A 26102-nucleotide genomic window follows, 5' to 3' on the forward strand; every position below is an offset into this window, starting at 1 on the left:
TTGTCCCTGGAAGGAGGGTCATGAGCGCGCTTTCCGTGCCGATTTCCGCGCAGGCGTCGACCGATCTGGAGATGCCGTCGTGCGACTACGTGTCGACAGATCGCTCCAGCGGTCCGTTCCGCATCGCGATGGTCGTGCCGCCGTACTTCGACGTCCCGCCCAAGGCATACGGCGGTGTCGAGGCCGTGGTGGCCGATCTGGTCGACGCACTGGTAGCCCGTGGCCACGACGTGACTCTCCTCGGCGCGGGGGAACCGGGGACGAAGGCCAAGTTCGTGCCGGTGTGGGATCGGGCGCTGCCCGAGCGTCTCGGGGAGCCGTTCCCCGAGGTCGTGCACGCGTTGCGGGTGCGCCGCGCCATCGAGAAGCTGGTGGCGACATCGGGTGTCGACCTGGTGCACGACCACACCTTCGCCGGCCCGCTGAACGCGGCCGTCTTCCAGCAGATGGGCCTGCCGACGGTGCTGACCGTGCACGGGCCGGTGGAGGACGACATCTACCGCTACTACCAGGATCTCGGCGACGAGGTGGCGCTGGTCGCGATCAGCGACCGCCAGCGCGAACTGGCGCCGGGCCTGAATTGGTCGGGGCGCGTGCACAATGCCCTGCACGTCGACGACTGGCCGTTCCGGGTCGAGAAGGACGACTACGCGCTGTTCCTCGGCCGGTTCAACGAGTGCAAGGCCCCACATCTGGCGCTGGAGGCCGCGCACGCCGCGGGCATCCCGCTGGTGCTGGCCGGCAAGTGCAGTGAACGTCCGGAACAGGCGTACTTCGAGGAGAAGGTGCGGCCGATGTTGACGGACAACGATCACGTGTTCGGTCTCGCCGACGCGGCGGCCAAGCGTAAGCTGCTTGCGAACGCGCGTTGCCTGTTGTTCCCCATCCGCTGGGAGGAACCGTTCGGCATGGTGATGATCGAGTCCATGGTTTGTGGCACGCCGGTGGTCGCGTTGCGCGGCGGGGCGGTGTCCGAGGTGATCGTCGACGGCGTGACCGGCCGTATCTGCGAGGACCCCGCCGAATTGCCCGGGGCCATCGAAGAGGTCCGCGGTATCGACCCGTATGCCTGCCGAGCCCACGTGCAGGCCGATTTCGGTTCCGACACGCTCGGCTTCGGGTACGAGCAGGTGTATCGCCGGCTGCTGCGCTCCAAGCAGCGGTTCGGGGCCGCGCCGCTCGACATCGCGGCGCCGGCCGCGCCGCTCGATGCCACTACGAACGGCTCCGCGCCCATCCGGATCGCGGCGAGCGGATTGGCGTGACCGGTTCCATCCCGTTGAGCCCAGCCCCCCTGAACTCCGGTGAGCCGACCGGGTTCGGGGGGTGCGGTTCGGTGACCCTGGTCGAAGGCGGCACGTTCTGCCTGTCCAATCGGCTCGGCGATGTCGAACCGGGCAAGCCGCACGGCTTGTTCTTCCGGGACGCGCGCGTGCTGTCCCGCTGGGAGTTGCTGGTGAACGGCAAGCCCGCCGAGTCGCTTTCGGTGCTCAGTCCGGAGGCGTTCGCCGCCAGGTTCGTGTTGCGCAGGCCCCCGCAGGCGGGCCTGGCCGACAGCACGCTGCTGGTGGTGCGCGAACGGATCGTGGCCGACGGTATGCACGAGCTGATCACGCTGGAGAACATGGGCCGCGAGCCCACCGCGGTGCTGTTGGAACTGCACGTGGACGCCGACTTCGTCGACCTCTTCGCGGTGAAGGAAGGCCGGGCGGGGCACGGACGGGCCGACGTGACGGTCGCCGACGGCGAACTGGTGCTGCACGACCACGCCGACCGCAGCCGGGGAATCTCGATCTCGGCGACGGTGGAACCCGAGGTTATTCCGGGCTCGCTGCTGTGGCGGGTGATCGTGCCGGTCGGCGAATGCTGGCAGACCGAGATCATCGCCCAGCCGACGGTGGGTAACCAGCGATTCCAAGCCGTCTCGCCGGGGGAGCACTACGGCATCAGCGCGCCGGGCCGCAAGATCGAGGCGTGGCGCGACACCGCTACCGACATCGCCGCAGCCGACCCGGCGCTCACCCGAGTGCTGCGCCGGACCGAGAGCGACTTGGGCGCGCTGCAGATGCACGACGAATCCGGCGACGCCCGGCCGTTCGTCGCCGCGGGCGCCCCGTGGTTCATGACCCTGTTCGGCCGGGACAGCTTGCTCACCGCGTGGATGGCGCTGCCGCTGGAGGTCGATCTGGCTCTGGGCACGCTCCAGCAGCTGGCTGAACTGCAAGGGCAGGACGTGAACCCGCTCACCGAGGAGGAACCCGGACGCATCATGCACGAGATGCGCCGCGGCCCGGCGGGTGGGCAAGTGTTCGGCGGCAACATCTATTACGGAACCGCCGACGCCACACCGCTGTTCGTGATGCTCTTGGCCGAATGCCATCGCTGGGGCGCCGACTCGGAGGCGATCCGGCAACTGCTGCCCGCCGCCGACGCGGCGCTGCGCTGGATCACCGACTACGGCGACCGGGACGGCGACGGCTTCGTCGAGTACCGCCGCGCCACCGACCGCGGCCTGATCAACCAGGGGTGGAAGGACAGCTTCGACGGAATCAACGACTCCACCGGCCATATCGCCGAGGCGCCGATCGCGCTGTGCGAGGTGCAAGGCTACGTGCACGCCGCGATGCTGGCCAGGGCCGAGCTGGCGGAGGCTTTCGACGACCCGCGGTTGGCCGGCCTGCTGCGCGAACGCGCCGCGGAGTTGCGCGTCAAGTTCGCCGAGCAGTTCTGGTTGCCCGACCGCGGCTGGTACGCCGTGGCGCTGGACGGCGGTAAGCGTCAGGTCGACGCGTTGACCAGCAATGTGGCCCACTGCCTCTGGTCGGGTATCGCGACCGACGAGCACGCGGCCGAGCTGGTGTCGCGCATCGCGGCCCCGGAGATGGACTCCGGCTTCGGACTGCGCACCTTGGCCTCGAACATGGGCGCCTACAACCCGATGAGCTATCACTGCGGCTCGGTCTGGCCGCACGACACGGCGATCGCGGTCGCGGGGCTGCTGCGCTACCGGCACGTTCCCGGCGCGGTCGAGCTGGCGACCCGGCTGGCAACCGGCCTCTTGGACGCGGCGGCGGTGTTCGACGGGCGCCTACCGGAGCTGTTCTGCGGTTTTCCCCGGTCGCGATTCGCCACGCCCGTGCCGTATCCCACGTCCTGCTCGCCGCAGGCGTGGGCGAGCGCGGCGCCGCTGTTGCTGGTGCGCTCGTTCCTCGGCCTCGACCCGGACACGCCGACCCGGACGCTCACCGTTCGGCCACAGCTACCGGCGCGGTGGGGCAAGGTCTCGCTGCGTGCGTTGCGGCTCGGTGCGACCACCGTCGACCTGGAGGCCGAGGGCGCGCAGATCACCGCGGCACGACTGCCCGACGACTGGCGGCTGGTGACCCGGTGAGCCACACCGGTTGCCGAGCGGCCCGAGCGGGTATGCCTCCGGTGTAGGAACATGGCAAGCCTTCTCGCACTGACACGCAGCACGGGAGGTGCACGATGCAGACATCGCTGGATACGCAGGACTTGTGGCGGAGCCGATACCGGGACTGTTCCGCGGAGCCGCCGACAGATCTCGACCTCGACCGCGCACTGTTCATCCGCGGCGTGCATGCCGGCCACGGTCCGGAGTGCCGCCAATACCTCGCCGCGGCGGCCTATTGTCTCGACCACGGAGACGAGTACTGACCTGCGGCAGCGCCGCGGCGAGGAGTACCGGGCCGGTAGTGAACGTTCCCGATGCCTTTCCGGCTAGGCCTACAGAATCGCGAAGGCGACGACCAGACCGAGCGCGAAATGCGCGGCCGCCACCACGAGCACCTCGGTGGTGTAGGTGTCGGCGTGCAGTGCGGCGCCGATGTCGATGCCGAGTGCCCGTTCGATGACGCGCACCGAGATGACTTGGGCGATAATGCCGACCAGGCCGAACACCAGCGAGGCGATCAGGCCCTCGGACAGTTTGCCGCCGCCGCCCACGGCGAAGATGGCGAGCACGACGATGAACGCCATGCTGATCATCCCCGCCGCGGTGACGATGATGGCGTTGGGCTTGCCCGCCACCACCAGCTTCCGCAGCTTGCCCGGGGTGGTCAGGTCGATGGCGAAGAAGCCGACGAGCATGAGCACCAAGCCGACGAGGGCGTAGAGGATGATCGCTCCCACACCCTCGCCCAGCGAACTCCAGTACCCCGATTCCAGGGCGACTGCGGTCATCTTGATCCTTCCGAAAGGGTTTGGCGGGCGGCCGAGACAATTTCGTGCTTATCGGTGACGAGGCTCATTCGGTGATGCGGTGCGGGACGAAGGCGGAGCCGTCGTCGGTGATCAGTCCCGCGGTCTCGCGGATGCCCAGCCCCGCCGCGGCGTCGCCGACGATCCACGCGCCGAGCACCGGACGCATGTCATCGAATTCCGGCAGCGGGTCCAGCAGTTGGTACACGTAACCTTCCTCGCCGTAGACGCCACCGGTCGCGGTCTCCAGACCCGCGCCGACGATCGTCATGTTGGCGCCCTCGCGTCCCAGCTTCGGTTTGCGGATGTACTCCGTGAGCTCGTTGGGCTGGTCGAGGTAGGCGGGCAGCAGATTCGGATGGCCCGGGTACATCTCCCACAGCACCGCCAGGATCGCCTTGTTGCTCAGCAGCGTCTTCCACAGCGGCTCGATCCACATGGTCTCCGGCAGGCTGTCCACGACGCGCTTGCCGAAATCGTCGTCGAGCGCCCACTCCCACGGGTAGAGCTTGAAGATCGCCTCGATCGGAGCCTCCGCCAGATCGACGAAACGTTCCAGGGCCGAATCGAAGCCGAGTTCCTCGATCGGCAGCGCGATGGTGTCGAACCCGGCCTCGGCCGCGGTCTCCTGCATATAGGCGGTGGTGACGTTGTCCTCGCCGGTGGCGTCCGCGCCGGACCAGGAGAAATGCAATTGTGAGCTGGGCAGCATGTCACGCAGCGCGCCCCACCGCTCGACCAGCTTCTCGTGCAAGGAGTTCCACTGGTCGCCGCCGGGGTAGCGGTCGGTCAGCCAGTGCCACTGCACGATTGCCGCCTCCAGCAGCGAGGTCGGCGTGTCCGCGTTGTACTCGAGCAGTTTCGCCGGACGCCGCGCGTCGTAACGCAAGTCGAAGCGCCCGTAGACGTGCGGGTCGGAGCGCCGCCAGGATTCGGCGATCGGGCCCCAGCTCCATTCGGGCAGGCCGAAATCGGCGTACCGCTCGGTCAACACGATGTGCTCCACCGCGTTCAGGCACATCGAGTGCAGGAGTTCGACGTCGGCCTCCAAGGCGAGAATCTCCGGCATCTCGAACTCGTAATGCACCGACTCGTCCCAGTACGGTCGCGGCTGACCGCTCGCGTCCCGTCCCGGCGAACCGTAGACCAGACCCTGGCTTTCGATGATCTGCTGCCAGCCGGCTCGGGGCGTATCCCGCACGCGCCGCATCTACGAGCCACCGCCGGTGCTCTTGCTACCCAGGCCGCCGCGCTGGATCGTGGTGCCGCTCTTGGTCTTGATCTCGGCGCCTTTCGGTTTGATGGTGGTGCCGCCGATCGGCGGTCTGCCGACGGTGCCGGTACCGCCGTAGTAGTAGCGGTACTGTGGTCCGCCGCCGAGGATGATCAAACCCGGACCGACGCCGGTGTCGCCGATGAAGCCGGGACGACCGTCACCGCAGTTGGAGTCGTCCACCACGACCTCTTGGCCGTTCTCGACCTTCACGCACTGCGCCGTGACCCGGTCCGGCGCGGTCAGGGCGCGATAGGTCAGGTAGCCGCCGCCGACCAGCGCGGCGACGCCGACGATGGCGGCGCCGCCGATCATGACGCGCTTGCGGGTGCGCTTCTTGGCCTCCTCGGCCGCCGTGGCCGCGCGCTGCGCCTCCTCGGCGCGTTTGCGGGCCTTGTCCCTCGCCCGCAACTCGCCCACCGTGGGCGGACGGGGCTGGGTCACGCCGGCTTCCTGCCGCTGAACGCTGCCGGGGCGCGGCGGGGACGCGGCGGGTGGTTGCCGCTCGCCCGGACCGCTCGTGCTATCGGACGGCACCGAAGTCGGCGTCGACCAATCGACCTCGGGCTGCTCGGCACCGCTGGGTCCGGAAGCGGGGGTCGAATGATCCGTGCCACCGGAGACGGGCGTCGACCAGTCCTGTTCGTCGCCGGACCCGGGCGTGGCCGGGGCCTGCTCGTGCTCGTCCGGGCGTGGCGTCCCGGACGGCCGCTGGGGATCGTCCCGGCGCTCGTCGTCACCCGGATTCCGCGTGCTCACCGCTGTGCCCCCCTCGTCGCCCGAACCACCACTACCGCTCCTCGAAACCGGTCAAATCACCCCGCGCGGGCTCCCAGCTTTCCACAACCAACCGGACCTGACCAGGAGTATCGCCGGAACGCAGCTGTGCGAGCAACCGCTCGCAGGCCGGTCGCGGCCCCTCGGCGACCACGTGCACCCGGCCGTCCCTGGCGTTGGTCGCGTGCCCGACCAGACCGAGTTCCAGTGCCCGCGACCGAGTCCACCAGCGGAAACCCACGCCCTGGACCAGGCCGTGCACCCAGGTGCTCAACCGAACGGCCTCGTCCATCAGGCCTCGATGTCGAACGACAGCGAAACCTTCGATCCCGCCTTCAGCGTCCGTCCCACCGTGCAGACCTTGTCGATCGCACGCTGCACGGTGACCAGCAACCGTTCGCGGGCCTCGTCGTCGAGTTCGCTGAGATCGAGTTCGAACACTTCGTCCAGCTGCGGGTAGACCTCGTTCTCGCGATCGGCGTCGCCGGAGACGCGGATGGTCGCGTCGAAGTTGTCGCCGAGTTTGCGCGACAGCGGGAAGTCCGCGCTCAGGCCGGAGCAGGCGGCCAGCGCGATCTTCAGCAGCTCGCCGGGGGTGAACACACCGGGGACACCCTGCGAACCGATCAGGACCTCGGCGCCACGGGAGCTGCGTCCGGTGTAGGCCCTGGTTCCGGTGCGCTCGACCCACAGCGTGGTGGGTTCCGGCGCGCTCGGCGCCGCGGTGGCGGTGGCGGTGGTAGCGGTGTGTTCAGCCATGGGTTCGATCCTGCCATTGTCGTCGCAAACAGCTCGCGCGCCTGGCAACGCCGCGCTCCGTCGCGCCATTCCGCGCGGGCGGGGGCCCGTGGCCGGGATTACTCCTGAAACCGGTAACCCATGCCCGCCTCGGTGAGCAGATGCTTCGGGTGCGACGGATCGTCCTCCAGTTTGCGGCGCAATTGCGCCAGATAGACCCGCAGGTAGTGGGTCTCGGTGGCGTAGGACGGGCCCCAGACCTCCCGCAGCAACTCGCGCCGCCCGACCAGCTTGCCCCGATTGCGGACCAGCATCTCGAGCATGCCCCATTCGGTGGGGGTGAGGTGCACGGCATCGCCTCGCTTGGTGACCTTCTTCGCGGCCAGGTCGACGGTGAACGAGTCGGTGATCACCACGGGCGCCGTGGTGTCGGGATCGGTGGCGCCGCGTCGGACCGCGGCGCGCAGCCGGGCCAGCAGTTCGTCCATGCCGAAGGGTTTGGTGACGTAGTCGTCGGCACCCGCGTCCAGCGCTTCGACCTTGTCGGCGGAATCCGTCCGTGCCGAGAGCACGATCACCGGCGCCGAGGTCCAGCCGCGCAATCCGGCGAGCACCTCGATGCCGTCCATGTCCGGTAGGCCGAGGTCGAGGATCACGACGTCCGGGTGCCGGTCGGCGGCCGCGCGCAGGCCCGCGCCACCGGTCGCGGCGGTGATGACCTCGTAGCCGCGGACCGACAGGTTGATCCGCAGCGCGCGTACGATCTGCGGTTCGTCGTCGACCACGAGCACCTTCGTCGCCATCGCCTCGGGCGTCTTCGTCACAACCGCCGCCTCCTGTGTCGTCAGGGACACCTCACTCACCCGCGCTCGAAGTCTCGTGCGCGACCTCGCCGCCTGCGCTGCCCGGTGGTTCGCCGCCGGGCAAGTCGACCAGTATGGTCAATCCTCCGCTGGGAGTCGGCTCGGCGTGCACGGTGCCGCCCATCGCTTCGACGAATCCGCGCACCACCGACAGACCGAGCCCGACGCCGGTGCTGTTGTCCCGGTCGCCGAGGCGCTGGAACGGTTCGAACAGTTGCTCCTCGGTGCCGTGCGGCACGCCGGGGCCGGTGTCGACGACCGCGATCGAGACGCGCTCGCCTGCGTGTTCCGCGGTGACCCGGACCGTGCCCGCGCGTGGCGCGTGCCGCAGCGCGTTGTCGATCAGGTTGGCCAGCACCCGTTCCAGCAGGCCGCTGTCGGCGCGCACCGAGACGTCGCCGACCTCCACCCGGACCCGGTCCATCGCGGCGCGCCGCAGTCCGCGCGCACCCATCCCGACGCTCACCAGCGCGCGGTGCACCGCCTCGTCCAGGTAGACCCGCCGCAATCGCGGGGTGACCACGCCGACCGCGAGCCGGGAGGAGTCGAGCAAGTTGCCGACCAGCGCGGTGAGCTGATCTACCGATTCCTCGATCGTCTCCAGCAGTTCGGCGGTGTCCTGCGGGGAGAACTCGATGTCGTCGCTGCGCAGGCTGGACACCGCCGCTTTGGCGCCGGCCAGCGGGGTGCGCAGGTCGTGGCTGACCGCCGAGAGCAATGCCCGCCGCAGACGGTCGGCTTCCAGTAGAGCCGCGGCGGCGCTGGCCTCCTCGGCCAGGCGCGTCTGCCGCACCAGGGCGACTGCCTGGTTGGTGACCGCGTTGAGCACTGGACGGTCGGCCGCCGCGAGCGGACGGCCCGCCAGCAGCAGCCGGTGACCGGCATCTGCCGCCTCGACCACGGTGTCGGCGTCCGGCAGCCGCCGTGGCGGGTCGATTCCCATCTCGGCGAGCACCTGGTCACCGGCTACCAGGGCGACCGCGCGCTGGGCGAAGACCTCCCTGATCTGTTCGAGCAGCCGGGGCAGATCCGCGCCGTGCAGGATGGCGCCGGAGAACATGGTGAGTAGTTCGGCTTGCCGAGAAGCCTTGCGCGCCTGACCGGTTCGCTTCGCGGCCAGATCGGCCAGCGCCGCCACCGCGACGGCGACGATGAGCAGCACCACCACGGTGATGAAACTGTTCGGCTCGGCGATGGTCAGGCTGTAACGCGGCGGCGCGAAAAACCAGTTCAACAGCAGGCCGGACAGCAGCGCCGAGAACGACGCGGGCACCACGCCACCCAGCAGCGCCACCGCGACCACGCCGACGACGAACACGGCGCTGATGCCGCCCAGATCCAGCACGTCGTCGAGGTAGGCGGCGCTGATCGTGCTGACCAGCGCCGGCACGAGAACGGCGGCGAGCCAGGCGGCCACGGGGCGGCGCGGGCGCAGCGCCGAGTACCGGAACCCGCGGTGGGCCTGCTCGTGTGTCACCATGTGCACGTCGATCTTGCCGGAGCGCTGCACCACCGTGGACCCGATGCCCTCATCGACCATCCGCGCCCAGCGCGAACGCCGGGAGGTGCCGAGCACCAGCTGGGTGGCGTTCGCCTCACGGGCGAACTCGAGCAACGCGGTGGGCACGTCCTCCCCGGTGACGGTGTGCAGCGAAGCGTCCAGCCTGGCCGCCAGCTCACGCAGCCGCGCCAGCCGCTCGGTGGAGACCCCGGCCAGGCCGTCGCCGCGCACTACATGCACGACCACCAGATCGGCGCTGGATTTGGTGGCGATCCGGCTGGCCCGGCGCACGATGGTCTCCGATTCCGGGCCGCCGGTCACCGCCACCACGACGCGCTCCCGTGCCTCCCACAATTCGGTGATCTTGTGGTCGGCCCGGTACTTCGCCAGCGCGGCGTCGACCTGATCGGCCAGCCACAGCAGCGCCAATTCGCGCAGCGCCGTAAGGTTTCCCGCCCTGAAGTAGTTGCGCAAGGCGGCGTCGATGCGCTCGGCGGCGTACACGTTGCCGTGCGAAAGCCTGCGCCGCAGCGCTTCCGGGGTGATATCGACCAGCTCCACCTGATCGGCTTCGCGTACCACCGCGTCGGGCACCGTCTCGCGCTGCTGGATGCCGGTGATCTGCTCCACAACATCGTTGAGGCTGTCCAGATGCTGCACGTTGACCGTGGAGATCACGTCGATGCCCGCGTCGAGCAGCTCCGCCACATCCTGCCAGCGCTTCTCGTGCTTGCCGCCGGGGGCGTTGGTGTGCGCCAGCTCGTCGACCAGCACCACCGCGGGCGCCCGCCGCAGCACCGCTTCGACGTCGAGTTCGGCGAACGTGCTGCCGCGATACTCGATCGGCTTCGGCGGTATCCGTTCGATGCCCTCGAGCAATGTCGCGGTCTTCTCCCTGCCGTGAGTTTCGACCACCCCGGCCACCACGTCGCGCCCGCGTTCCAGTCGCCGGTGCGCCTCGCCGAGCATGGCGTAGGTCTTGCCGACTCCCGGCGCGGCGCCGAGGTAGATACGCAGCTGACCGCGTTTCACGTGTTCATCATCGCGCGTCGCGCTGCTGCGGCCGAGCAAGGCTCGATCACCGCGGCGTGCTGCCACGGACACCGTGCTGCCGCGTCGCGCCGCGGGGCCGCGTCACCGCCGCGCATCCTGTGCCTCGATCACGACCGGGAAGGGCCGCGGCTCCGGCTCACGAGTTCCGAGTGCGCGGATGACCAGCGCGCAGCAGACGAATGCGACGACAAGGACGACTCCCGACATTGCGTTCCTCTCATCTCTCCCGGCCGTAGGCACCGGTCGCGCCGACATCGGTCCGCTCGGTCCGGCTCTCCACTTCTACCGCCGCTCGACCCGGCGACCTCGATCTTTACGGCGTGCTGACGGTTCACCGGCATTCCTTGACGGGTTCCTTGCGGGATGTCGCGCGGCCGTCAACGAAGCGCAAATGCCCGGCATCGGAGCATCAAGAAGTCGTCAGGAACCGGCAGGCAGGGCCGGACGGCCGCTTCACTCGCTCTGACGCGTCGTAGCCCGGCGCGCGAATGGAGGTTGTCGAGTCATGTCGGTCGTAGTGTTCATCGCGCTCACCGTGGCGGCGTTCGCGCTGCTGGGGTTGGTCCAGCGCGGGGTGGAGAAGTTGTGACCGCGAATTCGATCGGTTTGGTACTCGCTGTCGGCGTGGCGATCTATCTGATCGCGGCCCTGCTGTTTCCCGAGAGGTTCTGAGTGAGCACGACCACCGCCGGGGTCGTTTTCGTGGCGGCCCTGATCCTGGCGCTCGCGCTGGTGCACGTGCCGCTGGGCGACTACATGTACCGGGTGTACGAAGGACGTCGGCATTCTCGTGCCGAACGCATCGTCTACCGCGCGATCGGCGCGCAACCCGAAGTCGAGCAGCCGTGGCCGGTGTACGCACGCAGCGTGCTGGCCTTCTCGGCGGTCGGGATCCTGTTCCTGTTCTTCTTCCAACTCGTGCAGGGCAGGTTGCCGCTGCACCTGAACGATCCCGGCGCCGAGATGACGCCCGCGCCGGCCTGGAACACCGCGGTCAGTTTCGTGACGAACACGAACTGGCAGAACTACTCCGGTGAAACCACCCAAGGGCATCTGGTGCAGATGGCGGGGCTGGCGGTGCAGAACTTCGTCTCGGCGGCCGTTGGGATGGCCGTGGCGGTGGCGCTGGTGCGCGGGTTCGCCCGCAGGCACACCGGCGACCTCGGCAACTTCTGGGTAGACCTGGTGCGCGGCACGCTGCGCATCCTGCTGCCGATCGCGTTCGTGTTCGCGATCGTGCTGGTGGCCGGCGGTGTGATCCAGAACTTCCACCTGCACTATCAGGTAGCGCAGACACTGAACGGCACCGAGCAGACGCTCACCGGAGGGCCGGTCGCCAGCCAAGAGGTGATCAAGGAACTGGGCACCAACGGCGGCGGCTTCTACAACGCCAACTCCGCGCACCCTTTCGAGAACCCGGCTGCCTGGACCAATTGGGTGGAGATCTTCCTGCTGCTGGTGATCAGCTTTTCCCTGCCGCGCACCTTCGGCCGGATGGTGGGCAGCCGCAAGCAGGGCAACGCGATCGTCGCGGTGATGGGGACGATCGCACTGATCAGTGTCACGCTGACCAACCTGTTCCAGCTCCGGCACGACGGAACCGTGCCGACCGCGCTGGGCGCCTCGATGGAAGGCGTGGAACAGCGCTTCGGAGTATCGAATTCGGCCACCTTCGCCAGTGCGACCACACTGACCTCCACCGGCGCGGTCGACTCATCCCACGACTCCTACACCAGCCTCGGCGGCATGATGACGATGTTCGACATGCAACTGGGCGAGGTCGCGCCCGGCGGCACCGGGTCGGGCCTGTACGGCATGCTGATCCTCGCGGTGATCACGGTGTTCGTCGCAGGCCTCATGGTCGGGCGAACCCCGGAGTACCTGGGCAAGAAGATCACGCCGCGCGAGATCAAGCTCGCCGCGTCGTACTTCCTGATCAGCCCGCTGATCGTGCTGGTAGGCACGGCCGTGGCGATGGCGATGCCGGGCCAGCGCGCGAGCATGCTGAACTCAGGGCCGCACGGATTGTCGGAGGTGTTGTACGCCTTCACATCCGCCGCCAACAACAACGGCTCGGCGTTCGCGGGCCTGACCGGCAATACCGAGTGGTACAACACCGCACTCGGTCTCGCCATGCTCTTCGGCCGCTTCCTGCCGATCATCTTCGTGCTCGCGCTGGCCGGTTCGCTGGCCCGGCAGGGCACCACCCCCGCGTCGATCGGCACGCTGCCGACGCACCGGCCGCAGTTCGTCGGCATGGTCGTCGGTGTGACGGTGATCCTGGTCGCGCTCACCTTCCTGCCCGCGCTGGCGCTCGGGCCGCTCGCCGAAGGAATCTACTGACATGTCCGGTTCCGTCTCAGCTGAGAAGGTTTCCGCGCGGGCCGAGCCCGAGCGGCCGCGACGGGGCACGAGCGTCCCCAGCGGAGTGCTCGATCCGCGGATGCTGCTGACCTCGTTGCCGGACGCGGTGCGCAAGCTCGATCCGCGCACCCTCTGGCGCAACCCGGTGATGCTCATCGTCGAACTGGGCGCGGTGTGGTCGACCGTTCTCACGGTGGCGGATCCGAGCTTCTTCGCCTGGGCGATCGTCGTGTGGCTGTGGCTCACGGTGATCTTCGCGAACCTTGCCGAGGCCGTCGCGGAGGGGCGCGGCAAGGCGCAGGCCGACGCGCTGCGCAAAGCCAAGACCGACACCGTCGCGCGGCGACTGGTCGAGTGGTCGCCGGAGGCGAGGGTGGTCGAGGAACGCGTCGCGGCGCCGGAGCTGCGACGCGGCGATCACGTCGTGGTCGAGGCCGGGCAGGTGATACCGGGGGACGGCGACGTCGTGGAAGGCATCGCCTCGGTCGACGAGTCGGCGATCACCGGTGAATCCGCGCCGGTGATCAGGGAATCCGGCGGTGACCGGTCGGCGGTGACCGGCGGCACCACCGTGCTGTCGGACCGGATCGTCGTGCGGATCACCCAGGAGCCGGGGCGCAGCTTCATCGACAAGATGATCGCGCTGGTGGAGGGCGCGAGCAGGCAGAAGACCCCGAACGAGATCGCGCTGAACATCCTGCTCGCGGCGCTGACGATCATCTTCGTCTTCGCGGTCGTCACATTGCAGCCGATGGCGATCTTCAGCAAGTCGAATAATCCGGGCGTGCCGGACAGTTCGGCGTTGAACGTGCACGGCGTCACCGGCATCGTGTTGGTCTCGCTGCTGGTGTGCCTGATCCCGACGACCATCGGCGCGCTGCTCTCGGCCATCGGTATCGCGGGCATGGACCGCCTCGTGCAACGCAACGTGCTCGCCATGTCCGGTCGTGCCGTCGAGGCCGCGGGCGATGTGAACACGCTGCTGCTGGACAAGACCGGCACCATCACCCTCGGCAACCGCCAGGCCACGAACTTCGTCCCGGCGCCGGGCGTGAGCGAGGACGAATTGGCCGACGCCGCGCAGCTTTCCAGCCTGGCCGACGAGACGCCGGAGGGCCGCTCCATCGTCGTCTACGCCAAGCAGGCGCATGGGCTGCGGGAGCGGACGGCGGGCGAGTTGGCCCACGCGCGGTGGGTCGCGTTCACCGCGCAGACCCGGATGTCGGGCGTCGACCTGGACGGCCGCCGGTTGCGCAAGGGCGCGGCGGGCGCGGTCACCGACTGGGTGCGGGTCGAGGGCGGTGCGGTGCCCGACGAACTCGGCGCGACCGTCGACGGGATCTCCGCGGCCGGCGGCACGCCGCTGGTCGTGGGCCGGGTCGCCGACGGCGTCGCACGGGTGCTCGGTGTGATCCAGCTCGAGGACGTGGTGAAGCAGGGGATGCGCGAGCGATTCGACGAGATGCGTCGGATGGGTATCCGGACCGTGATGATCACCGGTGACAATCCGTTGACGGCCCAGGCGATCGCCGAGGCGGCCGGGGTCGACGACTTCCTCGCCGAGGCGACGCCGGAGGACAAGCTGGCGCTGATCAAGCGGGAACAGGACGGCGGACGGCTGGTCGCGATGACCGGTGACGGCACCAACGACGCGCCCGCGCTGGCGCAGGCCGACGTCGGCGTCGCGATGAACACCGGCACCTCCGCCGCCAAGGAGGCGGGCAACATGGTCGATCTGGACTCCGATCCGACCAAGCTGATCGAAATCGTCGAGATCGGCAAGCAGTTGCTCATCACTCGTGGTGCGCTGACCACGTTCTCCATCGCCAACGACATCGCCAAGTACTTCGCCATCATCCCGGCGTTGTTCGTGACGCTGTTCCCGGGTCTGGACCGGCTCAACGTCATGCGCCTGGCCAGTCCCCAGTCGGCGATCCTGTCGGCGGTGATCTTCAACGCCGTCGTCATCGTGGCGCTCATCCCCCTCGCGCTGCGCGGCGTGCGCTATCGGCCGTCCAGCGCGTCGAAGTTGCTCAGCCGCAATCTCACCGTCTACGGGCTCGGCGGCATCATCGCGCCGTTCCTCGGCATCAAACTCATCGACCTCGTGGTCCACTTCCTCCCCGGGATGTCCTGACATGCGCCTTTCGACCTGGATCCGACAGCATCTCGCCGCGTTGCGCGCCCTGCTCGTGCTCACGGCCATCACCGGAATCGGCTATCCGCTGGCGGTATTCGCGGTGGCGCAGCTACCCGGGCTGGACAGCAAGGCGGACGGTTCACTGCTCGAGGCGAACGGATCGATCGTGGGCTCCGCCCTCATCGGGCAATCGTTCACCGACGCCGGCGGCATGGCCCTGGCGCAGTATTTCCAGAGCCGCCCGTCGGCCGCGGGTGACGGCTACGACCCGATGTCCACGGCGGCGAGCAATCTCGGACCGGAGGACATCGTGGACACCGCGTCGCGTCCGAGCTTGCTCACCACCGTGTGCGCGCGTAGCAAGGGAGTCGGCGACCGTGAAGGGGTCGACGGCAGTCGCCCGTTCTGCACGAAAGACGGCGTGGGCGCGGTCCTCTCGGTGCTCGGCCCCCGGGGGGTCGACGGAGACGTGGCGCATCCGGTGCAGGTCGTCAGCGTCAACCAGGCCTGCCCCGCACAGCCGTTCCGCGCCACCTATCGCGGCGTGCGTGTCGAATGCGCCGCACCCGGCCAGGACTACGCCGTCGGCCGTATCGTGCCGATTCGCGGTGACGCCCCCGATGCCCCGGCGGTGCCCGCGGACGCGGTATCCGCGAGCGGCAGTGGGTTGGACCCCCATATCTCGCCGGAGTACGCGACCATTCAGGTGGCGCGCGTGGCGAAGGCACGGGGGATCACCGAGGGGCAGGTGCGCGGCCTGGTCGACGAACACACCGGCGGCCGGGCCCTGGGATTCCTGGGTGAGCCACGGGTCGATGTCCTGCGATTGAACCTGGATCTGGATCAGCGCTACCCGTACCGCGGCTGAGCCGGACCGCGGGCGGTCGCACGCGATCCACCCGCGATCCTCGAATGCTCAGTGACCGCGGGCGATCCACTCGGCCAGGAACGGTTTCTCCGCCCCGATGGTGGTGGAATCGCCGTGCCCGGTGTGCACCGCGGTTTCCTCGGGGAGCGTGAGCAGGCGGTCGCGGATCGACTCGATGATCGTGCCGAAATCGGAGAAGGAGCGACCGGTCGCGCCCGGCCCGCCCGCGAACAGCGTGTCGCCCGTGAACACCGCCGTGGCCGCGGGCAGATGGAGAGCGACCGATCCGGGGGAGTGGCCTGGCGTGTGCAGCACATGGATCTCGGTGTCCGCCACGGCGATTCGTTGACCGTCGGTGAGCGGCTGGTAGGCGGCTTCCGGATGGGTCATGCGCCACAGCGGCTCGTCGCCGGGATGCAGCAGGACCGGTGCGTTCAAGCGTTCGGCGAGTTCGGGGGCTACCGTCACGTGATCGTTGTGCCCGTGGGTGCACACGATCGCGCGGACGGCGCGGCCCGCGACCGCCGCGACGATCGGGCCTGCGTCGTGTGCGGCGTCGATGACGACCACCTCGTCGTCGTCGCCGACCAGCCAGATGTTGTTGTCCACCGCCCAGGTTCCACCGTCCAGACAGAAGTCGCCGGAGGTGACGACACGGTCGACACGGGCGCTCACCAGACCACCACCGAGCGCAGCACGTCGCCGGTGTGCATCTCGGCGAAGGCCCGCTCCACCTGGTCGAGCCCGATGCGCTCGGTGACGAAGCGGTCCAGCGGCAGTCGTCCCTGGCGGTGGAGGTCGATCAGGGTGGGAAAGTCGCGTTCCGGCAGACAGTCTCCGTACCAGGAGGATTTCAGCGCGCCGCCGCGAGAGAACAGGTCCAGCAGCGGCATCTCGATGGTCATCTCCGGGGTCGGCACGCCGACGAGGACCAACGTCCCGGCCAAATCGCGGCCGTAGAACGCCTGCTTCCAGGTCTCCGGCCGCCCGACGGCCTCGATGACGACGTCGGCGCCCCACCCGTCGGTGTACTCCTGGATTTTCTCGACCACGTCCTCGGAGGTGGCGTCGATCGTGTGGGTGGCGCCGAAGTCGGTGGCCCAGCGCAATTTCCGGGCGTCGCGGTCCACCGCGATAATCGTCCTGGCTCCGGCCAGCCGGGCCCCGGCGATCGCCGCGTCCCCGACGCCGCCGCAACCGATCACCGCGACGGTGTCGCCGATCGAGACGTTGCCGGTGTGCAACGCCGCGCCGATACCCGCCATCACGCCGCAGCCGAGCAGGCCGGCCACCGCGGGGTCGGCCGCCGGATCGACCTTGGTGCACTGGCCCTCGTGCACCAAGGTCTTGTCGGCGAACGCTCCGATGCCCAGCGCGGGGGTCAACTCGGTCCCGTCGGCGAGCGTCATCTTCTTGCTCGCGTTGCGACTGTCGAAGCAGTACCGAGGACGGCCCCGCTTGCACGCCCGGCACTCGCCGCAGACCGCGCGCCAGTTCAGGATCACGTAGTCGCCCTCCGCCACGTGGGTGACCGCGGCGCCCACGGTTTCCACCACTCCGGCCGCCTCGTGGCCGAGCAGGAATGGGAAGTCGTCGGTGATACCGCCTTCGCGATAGTGCAGATCGGTGTGGCAGACACCGCAAGCCTGCACCCGCACCACCACGTCGTGTGGTCCCGGATCGGGGATCACCACCTCGACGATCTCGACCGGTGCGCCTTTGCTGCGGGCCACGACCCCGCGCACGGTTTCCGACACCTGTTCCTCCTCCAGCGAGTTGGTCGGGACGCGAATCCGGCAGTTCGGCGGACCCACGGGCTGAACACCTGTCCATACAGTTGTTCTCGTCACCCCGAACATTACCGCCGAGAGTTCGAAAGTCCCGAGTTTCGGACGGTGATCACCCGAGGCTTGACATTCCACTTTGGAGGGTTATGCTGGGTATATATTCCACTATGGAGGGTGGAACCGTCGATAGGACCAGGCATGGACATCTCCACCGGCACCCGCGCCTCGAATGCCGAACGCGACGCCGTGGTGCGCCTGCTCGGCAGGCACATGGCAGACGGGCGGATCGATCTGCCCGAATACGACCAGCGCGTCGCCCAGGTGTACGCCACCACCGATCGCGAGGACCTGCGCTCGGTGTTGTCCGATCTGCCCGAACTCGGCAAGGAGGCTGCGGCCGCACCGGCTTTCGTACGCCCGCGCGTCCCGATCTGGCAGCGCATCGAGGGCAGCACTTGGCTCGCCGTGAGCCTGCTGGTGCTCGTCATCTGGGGCGCGGTCTCGCTGAGCGTCGGCGCCTTGACCTACTTCTGGCCGATCTGGGTGATCGGCCCGTGGGGTGCCGTCCTCGCGTTCCGTATGGTGGCCGGTTTCGAGAACGGCCGGTTCACCCACCGCGTGAGCTGAACCCCGTCTCTCGGTGCTGTCACCCGGACCATCGGGTGACAGCGCCGATTTCGTGTCCTACCACCCGCGCCGTGAAGTGGACTCCTGGGAGGAAGAAGGAGTCTCGCGGCGTGGGCGCTGATCGCCGCGATGTCTGCGGCCGGGTGGCGGTTGGTCGTAGGCCCGTTCCGGGGTTCGTTCGGACGGTGTGGGCCGGTCCCGTCGGCCGGTCCTCGGCTCGAAGTCCACAGGCGGCTGGGGTTCACGCCCTGGCTGCCGGCCGGGTCGTGAAATCTCGTCAGGGTGGCGATCCGGCTGTCCGGCGCCGTGGCGGGTGTCGTGCCGGCCGTCGGCGAGTTCCCCGTGTCGACGTCGCGGGAGGTCTGGCCGGCCGGGGGTGGGCCGGGTGGGCACTTGCGGCTCTTGCGCGCCGGTCCACCGATCGCTGTGCCGCGCCGGTTCGGGGTCGCCGCCCCGGCGGCGCGTCGGGCGCGCACCGTAGTCGTTGGAGGAAGGATCCTGCCGCCCGGCTGATTCGGCTGCCTGGTCGTGTGGTCGTCGATCGGCCCGGGCGCGGCCGGCAGGCCTGGAGTCGGCGGCGGTTCGTGGTGCGGAGCGACGCTCCGATGGGGGCTCGGAAGCTTTCGGGGCAGCCGGTGGCCGTTCGCGGACGGCCGGGAACCGGGCATGGTTGTCGTCCATCGCTTCGGCCGACCGGCCTCCGGTGCCGGATGCGTCGCCCGGCGGCTGTCGCCGGGACTTTCCCCCGCGCGGCGGCTGCGGCGGACGTCCGGGCTGGAGTACGGGTAGCTCGCGGGTGGTTTGTGCGGCGTTGACGCCCTTCTCCCGGTAGGTCGCGGGAATGTCGTGCGCGCGCAGCCATGCGCCGGGATCGTGACGCGCACCGGCGTCCAGCCAGGGGATGGTGTCCTCGAGCAGATCGAGAAGGTCGCCGGGCCCGTCGCCGAGTGCGCTGCGGAGAGCGTGGAAGACGTCGGGGTGGAACGTCCACTTCCATTCGGAGGGCGGATGCGCGCCACCGAGCCACCGGCCGTGCAAGACGAGGTCGCCGGAGCGGCCGATCTTGGCGCGCACCGTTCGCCTGCTCGATTCGATGACCAGTTCGCCCGACTCGGTGCGGGTGATCTGCTCGGTCTCGTCGTGGTCGTCGAGATCGCCGGGTTCGGCGTCGTCGTCGGGACCGACGCGGCGCATCCACTTCGTCATCGCGCTCAACGCGGGCAGCGGCAGCCGTTCGCCCGAGGCGCCGGAGCGGGCGACCCGCAATGTGCGCGCAATCCCCGCGACGAGATCGGCGCGCCCCGTCGATTCCCTGGATTCGATCTGGTCGTCGTCCCGGAGGTCGGCCAGGGGAGCCGACCGGGCGGCGGCAGCGGTGCGCCCGGCTTGTTCGCCCCTTCCGTAAGCCGTGTGTGCCCCCCGCCCGGCTCGACCCGCAAAATTCCCAGGACTGGGAGTTTCGTCCGCCTCGGCGTCATCCCACGGCGGGTCGGCGTCACGCTCCAGCGCCCGAAGCTTGATCTCGAACCAGGCCGCGGCCAAGGCGGCCGCACCGAGAGCGGCCGCGACCGCCACCTCGATCCGCACATCGCTGAGCAGCGCGCTCTTGCTGCGCTCGCAGGCGTGCAGGAACACCAGGCTGCCGAGTACCAGTCCCGTGATCCGGGCAAGGCGGAACCGCGTGCTCGTCCCTGGTGAGGGGGCAGACATCGTGGCGCGCTCCCGAACGTTCCGCTGGCGAATCAGAGGGATCGTATGTGGCCGGAGGGCGCTGCGTCAGTGCCAGTTCGAGACCACCCGGATTCGGCGGACCCACGGGCCGGGACGCGGACCGGCGATCGATCCAGCACGCGGGGGCGTCGTCGCGTCGTGGGCGACGGCCGGGAAGCATGCGGCGAGCGCGCCATTGGTCTCGGCCGGGTGCCGCGGACAGCGCTGCGCGCTGTCCGGGCAAACCTCGGGCACATCGAAATGCGCGCGAACCGGCGGCTTGTCGATAACCTACGGTTATCGCCGAACCGCCACTCGGCCGCGTGCGCCGTCGGGGGCGGGAAGCGCCCGGCACGCGACGGATACCATGACTGGTCGCCGGATGCGCTGCCTCGACCGCGCGGAACGCCGGCCGGGCAGAACACGGAAAGGTCGTCGAACTTGCACCTGAAGAGTCTGACGTTGAAGGGCTTCAAATCCTTCGCGTCCGCGACGACGCTGCGGCTGGAGCCGGGCATCACGTGCGTGGTCGGTCCGAACGGATCGGGCAAATCGAACGTCGTCGACGCGCTCACCTGGGTGATGGGCGAGCAGGGTGCGAAGGCGTTGCGGGGCGGCAAGATGCAGGACGTCATCTTCGCGGGCACGGCGGGGCGCGCGCCGCTCGGCCGCGCCGAGGTCACGCTGACCATCGACAACTCCGACGGCGCGCTGCCGATCGACTACGCCGAGGTATCCATCACCCGGCGCATGTTCCGCGACGGCGCGGGCGAATACGAGATCAACGGCAACTCCTGCCGGCTGATGGACGTGCAGGAACTGCTCAGCGACTCCGGTATCGGCCGCGAGATGCACGTCATCGTGGGGCAGGGGCAGCTGTCGGCCATCCTGGAGTCGCGCCCGGAGGACCGCCGCGCGTTCATCGAAGAGGCCGCCGGTGTGCTCAAACACCGCAAGCGCAAGGAGAAGGCGGTCCGCAAGCTGGAGGCCATGCAGGCCAACCTGGCCCGGCTCACCGACCTCACCACCGAACTGCGCCGCCAGCTCAAACCGCTGGGCAGGCAGGCCGAGGTGGCCCGCAGAGCGCAGACCGTGCAGGCCGATCTGCGCGACTCGCGGCTGCGCCTGGCCGCCGACGACCTGGTCACCCGCCGCGGGGAGCTGGCGAGCCAGCAGAGCAAGGAGGCGTACGCGCGTGAGCAGCAGATCACCGTGCACTCCGAGCTGGACGCCGCCAACGCGGCGCTGGCGCAGCAGGAATTCCAGCTGTCCCGGTTGACGCCGAGTGCCGAGGCCGCCGCGCAGATCTGGTTCCAGCTCTCCGCGCTGGCCGAGCGGGTCAACGCGACCATCCGCATCGCGGGCGACCGGGCGCGGCACCTGGACACCACCGCTCCGGTCGGCAGCGGTCGCGACCCCGAGCAGCTCGAGGCCGAGGCCGACCGTGTCGAAGCCGAGGAGGCCGAGCTGCGCGAGACGGTCGAGATGGCCGCCGAGACGCTCGAGGCGGCCAGAGACCAGCTGGCCGAACGCGAACACGCCGCCAAGGCCGCGGAGCAGGCGCATCTGGCCGCCGTGCGGGCGATCGCCGACCGGCGCGAAGGCGTGGCCCGGTTGGCGGGCAAGGTGGACACCCTGCGGGCCAGGGCGCAGTCGGTGGACGCCGAGATAGCGCGGCTCTCGGTCGCCATCGCCGACGCCCGCCATCGCGGCGAGGCCGCCCAAGCCGAATTCGACACGGTGCAGACCGAACTCGACGAACTCGACGCGGGCGAGGCCGGTCTGGACGCCCAGCACGAGCACGCGGTGCAGGCGCTGGAGCTGGCCGATCAGCGCGTCACCGAATTGCGCGAACAGGACCGCGACGCGAGCAAACGGGTCGCCTCGCTGAGCGCGCGCATCGAGGCGCTCGGGATGAACCTGGCCCGCCGTGACGGGGTGGCCTGGCTGGTGGAGCACCGCGAACAGGGCTTGCTCGGTCCGCTCTCGGCGCTGCTGCGCGTGCACGGTGGGTATGAGGCCGCCGTCGCCGCCGCGCTCGGCCCGCTGGCCGACGCCGTCGCCACCGACACCGGCGCGACCGCGCACGCCGCGATCCAGGCGCTCAAGGACGCCGACGGTGGCCGCGCCGCGGTCGTCTTCGGCGCCGACAGCGCCGAGGTGCCGCCGCCGGCCGCATTGCCCGGCGGCGCCCGCTGGCTGGTCGACGTGGTGGAGTGCCCCGACGCCATGCGCGGCGCGATCGCGGCGCTCACCGCGGGAATCGCCGTGGCCGACGATCTGCCCGCCGCCCGCGCGCTGGTCGCCGCGCGGCCCGGCCTGCGCGTGGTCACCCGCGACGGCGACCTCGCCGGAAACGGCTGGCTGCTGGGCGGTTCCGACCGGGCGCCCAGCCAGCTGGAGATCCAGGCCGACATCGATGCCGCCAAGGCCGAGCTGGTATCGGCACAGCGGCGCGCCGAGGAACTCGAGGCGGCGCTGTCCGGTGCGCTGGAGGAACAGGCCGACCGCAAGGACGCCGTCGACCAGGCGTTACTCGCCCTGCATGAATCCGACCAGGCGCTGGTGGCGATCTACGAACGGCTGGGCAGGCTCGGCCAGACCGCCCGCACGGCGCACGCGGAGAGCGAACGGCTGCTGGGCCAGCGCGACGACGCCGAGGCGAACCGGGAAGAGGCGCTGGCCGCGCTGGCCGACCTGGAGGATCGCCTGCGGCACGCGGAACTCGAACAGTCCGAGGTGGACGCCGACGGCGCGGGCGCGGCGGGTACCGAAGCCGCGGGCCGCGCGCGCGAGGAGGCGGCGGCCGCGCTGGCCGAGGCGCGCGCGATGGAGGTCGAGGCCCGGCTCGCGGTGCGCACCGCCGAGGAACGCGCGGAATCGGTGCGCGGCAAGGCGGATTCGCTGCGCCGCGCCGCCCGCGCCGAGCGGGAGAACCGCGCCCGTGCCGAACGCGCGGCAGCCGCGCGCAAGAAGGCGGCCGAGCTGGCTGCCGCCGTCGCCGAATCCGGTGCGAAGATCGCCGCCGAGCTCGAGCGGGTGGTCGCCGAGGCGGGCGCCCGCCGAGACGAGCTGGTGCGCAGGCGCTCGGAGTGCGCCGCGCAGGTCGAGCAGGTCAAAGAGCGGGTGCGTGCGCTCACCGCCCAGCTGTCCCAGCTCACCGACGCCGTGCACCGGGACGAGGTGGCCAAGGCGCAAGCGGCGCTGCGCATCGAGCAACTCGAGGCGACCATCGCCGAGCAGTTCGGCATCGCGCTGGAGGATCTGATCGCCGAGTACGGTCCGGACGTGCCGCTGCCGCCCTCGGCGCTGGAACTTCAGGAGTACGAGCAGGCCAAGGAGCGGGGCGAGCAGGTCAGCGAGCCCGCGCCGATGCCCTACGACCGGCAGACCCAGGAGCGTCGCGCCAAGCGCGCGGAGAAGGATCTGGCCACCCTCGGCAAGGTGAATCCCTTGGCGCTGGAGGAATTCGCGGCGCTGGAGGAGCGCTACAACTTCCTGGCCACCCAGCTCGAGGATGTCAAGAACGCGCGCAAGGATCTGCTCGACGTGGTCGCCGAGGTCGATGACCGCATTCTCCAGGTCTTCACCGAGGCATACGCCGACGTGGAGCGCGAGTTCGTCGGCGTGTTCGCCAAGCTGTTCCCCGGCGGCGAGGGCAGGCTGCTGCTCACCGACCCCTCGGACATGCTCACCACCGGCATCGAGGTGGAGGCCCGCCCGCCGGGCAAGAAGGTCAAGCGGTTGTCGCTGCTGTCCGGCGGGGAGAAGTCGCTGACCGCCGTCGCGTTGCTGGTGGCCATCTTCCGCGCCCGGCCGTCGCCGTTCTACGTGATGGACGAGGTCGAAGCCGCGCTCGACGACACCAACCTGCGCCGCCTGATCGGCTTGTTCGAACAGTTGCGGGAGAAGAGCCAGCTGATCGTCATCACCCACCAGAAGCCGACGATGGAGATCGCCGACGCGCTCTACGGCGTCAGCATGCGCGGCGACGGCATCACCCAGGTGATCTCCCAGCGGCTGCGCGGGGAGAATCTGGCCCCGGTCGGCGCGGCGGGCTGAGCTCCCCGGCGGTCACCCGCCGTGTGCGGGGAGGGTGACCGTGCCGGAGTCCAGGTCGACCAGCGGATCCTCACCCGAGACGCGGTCGTCGAGCTTCGCGACCGCCACCCATTCCTTGCGCTCGTGAATGTGCTTGCGCGACGGGCCGAATATCTCGTCGACTTCCGCGCCCACCGGATTGCGCCGGGAAGGACGGGTTCGAGCCGCGGTGCGCTGATTACCGAGCGGCGGTCGCCTTTTCGTCGTCCAGCAACGCTTTGAGCTGGGTCGCACCGGTTTCGGCGAGCCAGGTGTCGAACGTCCGCAGGCCGGGATGGATTCGACGGATCTCATCGACGTCGGCGCGCCAGCCGCCGGTGTGGCGCATCAAACGCCAGGTATTGCCGATTTCCGCGCCGATCGCGTCCGCCTCGGCTTCGCCGACTTCCTGGTAGCGGACCGGGTGGCCGGTGGCCGCGCTGATCGCCGCGGCGGCCTTGGGCGGGGTGAGCACGTCACCCGCGAGTTCGAGGACACGACCGTGGAATAGATCCGGATCGGCGAAAACGAGAGCGGCAATATCGCCGATATCCGCGAGGGCGATGACCTTCATCGGCCCTTCGGCCGGGAAGAGGTGCCGGTGCACGCCGTCGAAGATGCCGTCGACCGGTGACGTGCGCAGCAGGTAGTTCTCCATGAAGCGCACCGGGCGCAGCAGGGTGTAGCGGGCGCCGCTGGCGATGACGGCGTCTTCGATGTGCTTCTTGCCCGTTGCGCCCCAGGACGCGTTGTCGCCCATCGAGGCGATGCCGGTGAACACGATCTGCCCTACGCCCGCGTCGCGCGCCGCTTCGACTACCGCTCGTCCGCGCGCGGCTTCCAGATCGACATCCCAGCCCTCCGGGCTGTACGCGGCGGGCGGGACCAGGAACAGCCCGGTGACTCCGGCCAGCGCCGCGGGAAAGGTCTCCGGGGAATCGAAATCGCCGACGACGAGTTCCGCACCCGCCGCGGCAAGGTCCTGTGCGGCGGGCGCCTGCGCGTCGCGGACCAGGGCGCGCACCGCCCTGCCGTCCGCCAACAGCTTGCGGGCGGTGACGCCGCCCTGCTTGCCGGTGGCGCCGGTGACCAAGATGAGGTTGTGCTGAGGGGACATGCTCGGCCTTCTCTGCTCGATAGAATCGGGTCGGATAACCCGGATTCGGACGATACGGGTGGATTGACCCGATTGACCAGGTCGCCTCCAGGAAGGCCGTAACGAAATGACCACATCGCTCGCCCCCGATGGGCTGTCTCGCGCCGATGCCCGGCGCAATCGCGCCCTCGTGCTGGCGGCCGCGCAGCGGGCCTTCGCGGAGCAGGGCGCCTCGGTATCGCTCGCCGAGGTCGCCCGGCGCGCAGGTGTCGGCGCGGGCACCGTCTACCGCCACTTCCCGACCAAAGCCGCTCTGCTGGAAGCGGTGATGCAGCAGCGCATCGACCGGTTGGCGAAGATGGCCGCCGACCGTCTCGACGCGCCTGACCCCGGTGCCGCCTTCTTCGACCTGTGCACCGCCGTGATCGTCACGACCCCGGGTAACCAGGCGCTGTGCGAGCTGGTCCAGTCCGACGACGGCTGGCCGCGTGCGCTGTTACAGGGCGCGGGGGTCCGTTTCCACCGCGCGCTGGGGGCGCTGCTGGACGCTGCCCAGCGCGCGGGGGCGGTCCGGGCCGACATCGAACTCGACGACGTGCTGGCGATCTTCACCGGATGCGTCGCGATCCAACAACTCCGGAGGGCGCGGGGCGATGTGGACCGCACGGCGGCGATCGTTCTGGACGCGCTGCGCGCCCGGCCGGGTGAGGTGGGAGTAACGGAACAAGGCGCCCGAATCGAAAACCGTAACGAATCGGTCGAACGTAACGAAACTGGGGCGGATCCCTGTCCGGTGTGCCACGCGGCGGTGCCGCGGACCGGGACGGGCCGTCGGGCCCGGTATTGCTCGGCGGCTTGCCGCCAGAAGGCGCATCGTCGACGTGTCGCGGCGGCGCGATAGTGAGATGGCGCATTTGTGCCATCCGGTTCTCTGCTGCGTCACGGCCCGAGCGGACACCGGCCCGCGGTCCCGTGCGACGGCCGGTGGTCCTCGCGGCGCCCGCCGC

Annotated in this window: 21 protein-coding genes; 9 read left to right on the forward strand and 12 right to left on the reverse strand. The window is 69.6% G+C overall.

The annotated features are described in order from the left end of the window. The first annotated feature begins 71 nt into the window (after positions 1-71). Positions 72-1265, forward strand: coding sequence for a glycosyltransferase family 4 protein (locus ACFU5M_RS09345; RefSeq protein ID WP_379046527.1), 1194 nt, complete (start codon positions 72-74; stop codon positions 1263-1265). Between the two features lie 8 nt (positions 1266-1273). Beyond that, positions 1274-3391 carry a glycogen debranching N-terminal domain-containing protein gene (locus ACFU5M_RS09350; protein ID WP_379046530.1) on the forward strand — a complete coding sequence of 706 codons (2118 nt, stop codon included), beginning with the start codon at positions 1274-1276 and terminating at the stop codon, positions 3389-3391. Positions 3392-3744: 353 nt separating this feature from the next. Here the strand turns inward: ACFU5M_RS09350 and ACFU5M_RS09355 are convergent, their stop codons facing one another. The 7 genes from ACFU5M_RS09355 to ACFU5M_RS09385 form a co-directional block, all read right to left on the reverse strand. Continuing rightward, on the reverse strand, positions 3745-4200 hold the full coding sequence (locus tag ACFU5M_RS09355) for a DUF350 domain-containing protein (protein WP_379046394.1): 456 nt from the start codon (positions 4198-4200) through the stop codon (positions 3745-3747). Positions 4201-4264: 64 nt separating this feature from the next. Beyond that, positions 4265-5428, reverse strand: coding sequence for a glutathionylspermidine synthase family protein (locus tag ACFU5M_RS09360; RefSeq protein WP_379046397.1), 1164 nt, complete (start codon positions 5426-5428; stop codon positions 4265-4267). Next, positions 5429-6250 carry a hypothetical protein gene (locus tag ACFU5M_RS09365; protein WP_379046400.1) on the reverse strand — a complete coding sequence of 274 codons (822 nt, stop codon included), beginning with the start codon at positions 6248-6250 and terminating at the stop codon, positions 5429-5431. Between the two features lie 31 nt (positions 6251-6281). After that, positions 6282-6560 carry an acylphosphatase gene (locus ACFU5M_RS09370; protein ID WP_379046403.1) on the reverse strand — a complete coding sequence of 93 codons (279 nt, stop codon included), beginning with the start codon at positions 6558-6560 and terminating at the stop codon, positions 6282-6284. After that, positions 6560-7027, reverse strand: coding sequence for an OsmC family protein (locus tag ACFU5M_RS09375; RefSeq protein ID WP_379046406.1), 468 nt, complete (start codon positions 7025-7027; stop codon positions 6560-6562). Before ACFU5M_RS09375 ends, ACFU5M_RS09370 begins: the two co-directional genes overlap by 1 nt. A gap of 98 nt (positions 7028-7125) precedes the next feature. Beyond that, the gene (locus ACFU5M_RS09380) at positions 7126-7809 is read right to left on the reverse strand and encodes a response regulator (RefSeq protein ID WP_379046532.1); all 684 of its coding nucleotides are present in this window, start codon (positions 7807-7809) and stop codon (positions 7126-7128) included. A 52-nt stretch (positions 7810-7861) separates the two neighbouring features. Further along, positions 7862-10402, reverse strand: a complete 2541-nt coding sequence (locus tag ACFU5M_RS09385) for an ATP-binding protein (RefSeq protein WP_379046409.1) — start codon at positions 10400-10402, stop codon at positions 7862-7864. Between the two features lie 384 nt (positions 10403-10786). Here ACFU5M_RS09385 and kdpF point away from each other — a divergent pair, with 384 nt between their 5' ends. From kdpF to ACFU5M_RS09405, 4 genes are read left to right on the forward strand one after another with little or no spacing between them, the layout of a single operon-like run. Continuing rightward, positions 10787-11095: a K(+)-transporting ATPase subunit F gene (gene kdpF / locus ACFU5M_RS09390; protein WP_379046411.1), complete on the forward strand. Its 309-nt coding sequence runs from the start codon at positions 10787-10789 to the stop codon at positions 11093-11095. Then, entirely contained in the window at positions 11096-12766 is a 1671-nt protein-coding gene (gene kdpA / locus ACFU5M_RS09395) for a potassium-transporting ATPase subunit KdpA (protein WP_379046414.1), read from the forward strand. Between the two features lies 1 nt (position 12767). Further along, complete coding sequence (gene kdpB / locus ACFU5M_RS09400) at positions 12768-14924, forward strand: potassium-transporting ATPase subunit KdpB (RefSeq protein WP_379046417.1); 2157 nt, start codon at positions 12768-12770, stop codon at positions 14922-14924. Position 14925: 1 nt separating this feature from the next. Then, on the forward strand, positions 14926-15795 hold the full coding sequence (locus ACFU5M_RS09405) for a potassium-transporting ATPase subunit C (protein WP_379046420.1): 870 nt from the start codon (positions 14926-14928) through the stop codon (positions 15793-15795). Between the two features lie 48 nt (positions 15796-15843). Here the strand turns inward: ACFU5M_RS09405 and ACFU5M_RS09410 are convergent, their stop codons facing one another. Continuing rightward, the gene (locus ACFU5M_RS09410) at positions 15844-16470 is read right to left on the reverse strand and encodes an MBL fold metallo-hydrolase (RefSeq protein ID WP_379046422.1); all 627 of its coding nucleotides are present in this window, start codon (positions 16468-16470) and stop codon (positions 15844-15846) included. Then, positions 16467-17552: an S-(hydroxymethyl)mycothiol dehydrogenase gene (locus ACFU5M_RS09415; protein ID WP_379046535.1), complete on the reverse strand. Its 1086-nt coding sequence runs from the start codon at positions 17550-17552 to the stop codon at positions 16467-16469. Before ACFU5M_RS09415 ends, ACFU5M_RS09410 begins: the two co-directional genes overlap by 4 nt. A gap of 228 nt (positions 17553-17780) precedes the next feature. Here ACFU5M_RS09415 and ACFU5M_RS09420 point away from each other — a divergent pair, with 228 nt between their 5' ends. Continuing rightward, the gene (locus tag ACFU5M_RS09420; RefSeq protein WP_379046424.1) at positions 17781-18209 is read left to right on the forward strand and encodes a DUF1707 domain-containing protein; all 429 of its coding nucleotides are present in this window, start codon (positions 17781-17783) and stop codon (positions 18207-18209) included. Positions 18210-18266: 57 nt separating this feature from the next. Here ACFU5M_RS09420 and ACFU5M_RS09425 read toward each other — a convergent pair whose 3' ends face one another. Continuing rightward, positions 18267-19919 carry a hypothetical protein gene (locus ACFU5M_RS09425; RefSeq protein ID WP_379046426.1) on the reverse strand — a complete coding sequence of 551 codons (1653 nt, stop codon included), beginning with the start codon at positions 19917-19919 and terminating at the stop codon, positions 18267-18269. Between the two features lie 441 nt (positions 19920-20360). On the opposite strand from ACFU5M_RS09425, the gene smc reads away from it, so the two are divergent. Next, the gene (smc, locus tag ACFU5M_RS09430) at positions 20361-23981 is read left to right on the forward strand and encodes a chromosome segregation protein SMC (protein ID WP_379046430.1); all 3621 of its coding nucleotides are present in this window, start codon (positions 20361-20363) and stop codon (positions 23979-23981) included. Positions 23982-23993: 12 nt separating this feature from the next. Here smc and ACFU5M_RS09435 read toward each other — a convergent pair whose 3' ends face one another. Together ACFU5M_RS09435 and ACFU5M_RS09440 are read right to left on the reverse strand one after the other, a co-directional pair. Beyond that, complete coding sequence (locus tag ACFU5M_RS09435) at positions 23994-24155, reverse strand: hypothetical protein (RefSeq protein ID WP_379046433.1); 162 nt, start codon at positions 24153-24155, stop codon at positions 23994-23996. 43 nt (positions 24156-24198) lie between these two features. Then, on the reverse strand, positions 24199-25116 hold the full coding sequence (locus tag ACFU5M_RS09440; protein WP_379046436.1) for an NmrA family NAD(P)-binding protein: 918 nt from the start codon (positions 25114-25116) through the stop codon (positions 24199-24201). A gap of 169 nt (positions 25117-25285) precedes the next feature. On the opposite strand from ACFU5M_RS09440, the gene ACFU5M_RS09445 reads away from it, so the two are divergent. Next, positions 25286-25996 (forward strand): TetR/AcrR family transcriptional regulator, encoded by a 711-nt coding sequence (locus tag ACFU5M_RS09445; RefSeq protein WP_379046439.1) that lies wholly within the window; start codon positions 25286-25288, stop codon positions 25994-25996. The last annotated feature ends 106 nt before the right edge of the window (positions 25997-26102 follow it).

The organism is Nocardia sp. NPDC057455, from assembly GCF_042802775.1.
In the GTDB taxonomy this organism is placed as follows: Bacteria; Actinomycetota; Actinomycetes; order Mycobacteriales; family Mycobacteriaceae; genus Nocardia.

Coding starts and splice junctions, on each gene's coding strand:
- ACFU5M_RS09345 (WP_379046527.1), top strand. CDS start 72: ATGCCGTCGTGCGACTACGTGTCGACAGATCGCTCCAGCGGTCCGTTC.
- ACFU5M_RS09355 (WP_379046394.1), bottom strand. CDS start 4,200: ATGACCGCAGTCGCCCTGGAATCGGGGTACTGGAGTTCGCTGGGCGAG.
- ACFU5M_RS09360 (WP_379046397.1), bottom strand. CDS start 5,428: ATGCGGCGCGTGCGGGATACGCCCCGAGCCGGCTGGCAGCAGATCATC.
- ACFU5M_RS09370 (WP_379046403.1), bottom strand. CDS start 6,560: ATGGACGAGGCCGTTCGGTTGAGCACCTGGGTGCACGGCCTGGTCCAG.
- ACFU5M_RS09375 (WP_379046406.1), bottom strand. CDS start 7,027: ATGGCTGAACACACCGCTACCACCGCCACCGCCACCGCGGCGCCGAGC.
- ACFU5M_RS09380 (WP_379046532.1), bottom strand. CDS start 7,809: ATGGCGACGAAGGTGCTCGTGGTCGACGACGAACCGCAGATCGTACGC.
- kdpF (WP_379046411.1), top strand. CDS start 10,787: ATGTCGCGCGGCCGTCAACGAAGCGCAAATGCCCGGCATCGGAGCATC.
- kdpB (WP_379046417.1), top strand. CDS start 12,768: ATGTCCGGTTCCGTCTCAGCTGAGAAGGTTTCCGCGCGGGCCGAGCCC.
- ACFU5M_RS09405 (WP_379046420.1), top strand. CDS start 14,926: ATGCGCCTTTCGACCTGGATCCGACAGCATCTCGCCGCGTTGCGCGCC.
- ACFU5M_RS09420 (WP_379046424.1), top strand. CDS start 17,781: ATGGACATCTCCACCGGCACCCGCGCCTCGAATGCCGAACGCGACGCC.
- ACFU5M_RS09425 (WP_379046426.1), bottom strand. CDS start 19,919: ATGTCTGCCCCCTCACCAGGGACGAGCACGCGGTTCCGCCTTGCCCGG.
- ACFU5M_RS09440 (WP_379046436.1), bottom strand. CDS start 25,116: ATGTCCCCTCAGCACAACCTCATCTTGGTCACCGGCGCCACCGGCAAG.